Raw genomic sequence first — 5,661 nt, 5'->3', positions numbered from 1 at the left:
TCAGCGTGACTGCCTTGTTCAACAATGCGTCCTTTATCTAATACGATGAGTCGATCCATGGCGGCAATGGTGGATAAGCGGTGGGCAATGGCAATAACTGTTTTGCCCTGCATGAGCTGATACAGGTTTTGCTGAATACTGGCTTCTACCCCTGAATCCAGAGCGGAAGTAGCTTCATCCAGAACCAGGATCGGAGCGTTTTTTAATAATACCCGAGCAATCGCAATGCGCTGGCGTTGACCTCCTGAAAGATTTACACCGCGCTCACCGACAAAGGCATCATAACCTCTGCGACCCTTGCTATCGACAAGCGTCTGAATGAACTCATGAGCATGCGCATATTTAGCAGCTTCAAGCATTTGTTCTTCAGTCGCATCAGGCTTGCTAAATAGAATATTGTCACGGATGGAGCGGTGAAGCAATGAAGTATCCTGGGTAACGATAGCGATATTAGCGCGTAAGCTCTCTTGAGTAACCTGGCGGATATCTTGTCCATCAATTTGAATAATTCCTTGTTGGACGTCGTAAAAGCGCAATAACAGATTAACCAAGGTTGATTTTCCGGAGCCGGAGCGGCCGACAATACCTACTTTCTCACCTGCTGCAATGTGCAAATTGAAATCAGTAAAAACTTGCTCGCTTTGCTTGTGATCCGTGCGATGATAACTAAAACCAACATGGCTGAAAATAATGACACCGGATTCTACTTTCAGTGGCATGGCATTGGGAGCATCTACAATGGCTTGTGGTTTTGATATTGTATTGATGCCATCGTGGACAATTCCCATATTTTCAAATAATGCACTGACCTCCCACATAATCCAATGTGACATACCGGTTAGGCGTATTGCAAGACTCAGGGCGATTGCGATGGCGCCCGTGGTGATATTGCCATTAATCCATAAATAAATTCCCAGTGCGCCAATCGTGAACACCAGTAGCATGTTACTGCTCCATACACAGCCAATCAGTCCTGTCACCAGCCGCATTTGCGGGTGAACAGTGTTCAGGAAATTTTCCATGCCAGTTTTTGCGTAGTCAGATTCACGTTGTGCGTGCGAGAACAATTTGAGTGTCAAAATATTTGTATAGCTATCTACAATACGGCCGGTCATGCTGGAACGTGCATCAGCCTGTAGCTCAGAGATTCGTTTTAATCTTGGAATGAAGTAGTACAGTATGGCTGCGTACACACCCAACCAGCTGAGCAGCGGAATGCATAAATGAGGATCGGCATTTGCAACGAGAAACAAAGTGGTGATGAGATACACAGCGATGAAAAGCATTACATCGAGTGTTTTCATGACAGTTTCCCGCACAGCTAAGGCTGTTTGCATCACTTTGGTTGCAATTCGACCGCTAAATTCATTCTGGAAAAAGGCATAGCTTTGATTAAGAAGATAACGATGCGCTTGCCAGCGAACAACCATTGGAAAGTTACCCATTAAGGTCTGATACATGATTAGCGAATGCAATAGAACCAGTATGGGCATCAGCAGCAGGATAAAAAGTGATAAGCCAATCAATGAGAGCATTTCTTCCTGCAAGAAATTCTGGGGATCTTTTTCAGCTAACCAGTCGATAATTTTCCCTAAAATGCCATAAAGCATGGCCTCACCGATGGCGATGCAGATAGTCAGTATGGCCATCAAAAGCAGATAGGGTTCGATTCCTCGGGTATAGTGGCGGCAGAACTGATATAAGCCTTTTGGCGGTTCAGTTGGGGGCTCAGGTGGGAAGGGTTTGATCAGACGTTCAAAGTAGCGAAGCATATGCATTCAGTTAAAGGAGGGATGCTGGAGCAATGTAATTAAAAGGCTGTTTTATGCCCATATGACCTCTTCTCAGATTAACTGCCAGTGATTAGTTCAAGTATTTTGAAACCTGCTACATAAGTGCCGATGGCGGATCCTAGTGAAGAAAGCAGAAATATCAGTAAAATACGTGTCACTTGATTGTGCCACCAGCCTCTCAGACTCGTTGTATCATTTCGAAGACGACTAAAATCACCCACGGTAGGTTTACGTAAATAAGTCTCTGCTAACGCTGTAAACATGCCAACTCCGGTGGTAGGATCAAGGGAGGTAATCGGGGCAGCCAGGAAGGCGGTTAAAATTGTGAGCGGATGGGCAAGTGCAATTGCAGCGCCCAATGCAGCCAAGCCGCCATTTATGAGTATCCAATCGATTATCATTGTCATCCCGACATCAGGGCTGCGCATGAATCCTATCGTAAAACCGGTCAGAACCAGGGCGACGATCAACCAAGGTAGAAATTTAAGCCAGTTGATCGATTCCGGAATGGTGTCAAGCTGCTGGATAGTTGTATCTGGATCGTTGATACTACGGGACTTTAAAATATGTTCAATTCCTTTCATGTGTCCTGCGCCAACGACAGCAAGCGTATGCTGATAGTCATTTTCCACACTTTCCTTTATCAGGCGTGCAGACATGTATTCATCGCGTTCACTGATGAGAGGTTTAAATAAATGCTTTTCGTTTTCTGCAAACTGTGAAAAAGCACTTTCCAATACATCGCCTTCTTTCAATCGTTCGATTTCTTCAACGCTCACCGATTCGCGCGAAATAATGCTGGCTAGCAAACCACTGTATAACTCCATACGTCTCCACCATGGCACGTTGTGGTAAATACGTTTGAGAGTGGTTCCAATCTCTCTATCAATCAGTAAAACCGGTAACTTAGCTTCTGCTGCATCTTTAATAGCAGTTCGCATTTCTGCGCCAGGTTCGATTCCTAATCGCTCAGCCATGCGCTGTTGAAATGCACTTAATGCTAAGCTGGCAGCAACCATACTCGCTTGGCCTTTCTTAATAACTTGAAAGAGATCCATCTTGCTTAATAGATCAGGATTGACGATCGCTTTATGACGGCTTGGGCATAACTCAACTGCAACTGCATCGAATTCGCCAGTAGCAATCAGCTCTTTCACTTTATCGGCACTAGCCTGGGAAATGTGGGCGGTGCCGAGGATCGTGATTTTGTGACCATCTATTTCCAAAGTTTTGATTGGTTCTACTTTGGCTTCGTTGTTTATTTTTGCAGATGATGTTATGTGTTCTTGCTTTAATTCAGGCATGAGTTGATTGTTTTATCGATTAAGGCATCGGTTGAAATTATGCTAATTTGTAGCTGCTAGGTGGTAATGCCAAAGGGGTGGCAGGAAGTTATGCAGTGCAGCCATCCGCTTTGACAGAATTAACCGGCTTCGCTGAGTTTTTTCAGCCAGAGTGGACTATGGTGGCAACAGTAAAAAAGTGGACTGTTGTGTTCTTGTTAGTCCCGAGCCCTACACATCGCCGCTCTGTCGAGCAACCAGATATAGTCAGTCTTGCCCAGAATCGGCGCGGATCAGCATTCAGTAATACTCACAGCCAAACCGCCCAATGATGTTTCTTTGTACTTATGTGACATTTCCAGGCCGGTTTGTTTCATTGCTGCAATGCAATTGTCCAGTGGCATAAAATGTTCGCCTGTACCGCGGCGTGCTAATGCTGCGGCTGTGTGAGCTTTAATGGCACCGAAGCCATTGCGTTCAATGCATGGCACTTGCACTAATCCTCCCACAGGATCACAGGTCATGCCCAAATGATGTTCAAGCGCGATTTCTGCTGCATTTTCTATTTGCTTTGCTGTGCCGCCTTGTGCTGCACATAGACCGGCTGCAGCCATGGCCGCAGCTGATCCCACTTCTCCCTGACAACCCACTTCTGCACCGGATATAGAACTCCGGTGTTTGATGATGCCGCCAATTGCTGCTGCTGTTAGTAAAAAATTCCTTACGTTTTCAATACTACCGTTTTCGTGCTTAACCATGTAATACAGCACAGCTGGAATCACGCCTGCCGCGCCATTGGTTGGCGCAGTCACGACCATGTGACCAGCTGCATTTTCTTCATTCACAGCCATTGCGTATGCGCATAACCAATCGTTTAGTGTCGCTTTCCCAGGGTCTTTTTGCAGTTGATTAAAGATTGCTTTAGCCCGGCGTGACACTTTAAGGCCGCCAGGTAGCTGCCCCTCTGTCGTTAAGCCATTTTCAATACAACGTTGCATGGCGTGCCAAATTCTGTCTAACCCTTGATCAAGCTCATTGGCGGACATTTTTGTCAGCTCATTGGCGCGTTTCATGTCTGCAATTGAGAGATTGCTTTGCTGGACCATTTGTAGCATGCTTCGCGCTGAATCAAACGGGAAGGGAAAAGACTTCGCTGATTCCATTTTTAGAGGGGCATTTAGCTGATTGATTTCAGCAAGCGTATTGATAAATCCTCCACCAATGGAAAAATAGGTTTCGCTGAGTAAAACTTTTTCATTTTCATCAAGCAACATATAAACCATACCATTTGGATGCTGCGGTAATGTCTCGTGCTTATCAAAAATAATGTCCTTATCCGGATTGAATGTGATCACTGCGCCATTGTTTAGCGTAAAGGAATTCATAATCCATAGTTTTGCGATCAAAGCATTGACGTCCTGTGTAGACAATGCTTCTGGGGTATAGCCGTGTAACCCCAGGACAACAGCGCGGTCTGTTGCATGGCCTTTGCCAGTAAAGGCTAAAGATCCTTTAAGGATGCAACGAACATGGTTGGCTTTGCTGTTCGAAGTTGCTATCACAAGTTGATCAAGATGGCTTCGAAATTTATTGGCAGCCATCATGGGTCCCATAGTATGGGAACTGGAAGGACCAATTCCGATTTTAAACAAATCAAGAACACTGATGAACATAAATCAAACCTTGTAGAAATTGTGCTAAAGAATACTTACGTAGAAACGAGAGAATGATGAGAACCTGTGAACAAATCTATTACACGCCACGATAACCATATTGCGCATCACTCGCATTTTGCATATTTACTTGATCTGTAGCTTTGTCAAAACGATGTTTTGCTAAAACCTAGTCGGGCCATTTGCCTGTTGCTGTATTTCATTCGGCTTATTATTCTCGGAGTGTATGCTGTGATTTTTTTTACAAGCGTTGAGATTCTGGCGATCATCGGGAGTTCCTCTCTCTTTACCTCATTAATGTATGGTTATCGTTGTTAATTACGTGGAATTCTTTTTGCCAGCAATAAACGAGTTTTCATAAGTTCCGCTCCCGTGCTTGCTCACCAACCAAGTTCTCCATTTTTGTTCTCTGAATCTTATCATTTTTCTATCTTTTAAAGTTTTAGCTCACATTAACCGATAAGTAGAATAAGCCAGTAAAAAATGAATTAACTGGAGAGCATCGGGAAGTCGTTAGCGAGCCAAACGTGGAAAGACAAATTCTATATCTTATACGGATTAAGAACACTTACCAACAACGCATCATATCAGTCGTAGATAATGCATTACTTGATGGCGATATTGCCAATATTAATGCTGCTACATTTTCTGCAAATTAGATCGTGACCGAGCTTCTGATCATTTCCAAAGATACATTCGATATATAGGCAGAATGCGATTCGTTCATGCATGTTGCTTGTATGCAATTATTTGGTGAGATTACTCAGAGTAACCAAGTAAAAGAAGGCTCTTCAGCAAAATCTGTGGTTGAACTCAGGCACCGGCAATTCACCAAGTGTATGATATAGGGCGATTTCCAGACATTTTAGTGTTTTGAAACCATAGGCTTTTCTCCTAGTGAGTTTTGCCTTG

General features: G+C 44.1%; 3 protein-coding genes. All 3 read right to left on the bottom strand.

The genetic code is table 11. The features are described 5' to 3' along the window. On the bottom strand, positions 1–1,772 hold a 1,772-nt coding region (locus J5I83_RS02170; RefSeq protein WP_304052942.1), incomplete at its 3' end, for an ABC transporter ATP-binding protein. Positions 1,773–1,849: 77 nt separating this feature from the next. Then, on the bottom strand, positions 1,850–3,097 hold the full coding sequence (locus J5I83_RS02165) for a TraB/GumN family protein (RefSeq protein ID WP_304052941.1): 1,248 nt from the start codon (positions 3,095–3,097) through the stop codon (positions 1,850–1,852). Between the two features lie 272 nt (positions 3,098–3,369). Next, complete coding sequence (locus J5I83_RS02160) at positions 3,370–4,749, bottom strand: L-serine ammonia-lyase (protein WP_304052940.1); 1,380 nt, start codon at positions 4,747–4,749, stop codon at positions 3,370–3,372. Positions 4,750–5,661 lie beyond the last annotated feature (912 nt).

This window comes from Nitrosomonas communis (genome assembly GCF_024102715.1).
GTDB lineage: Bacteria > Pseudomonadota > Gammaproteobacteria > Burkholderiales > Nitrosomonadaceae > Nitrosomonas > Nitrosomonas communis_B.
This window is presented reverse-complemented; position numbering and strand designations above follow the sequence as displayed.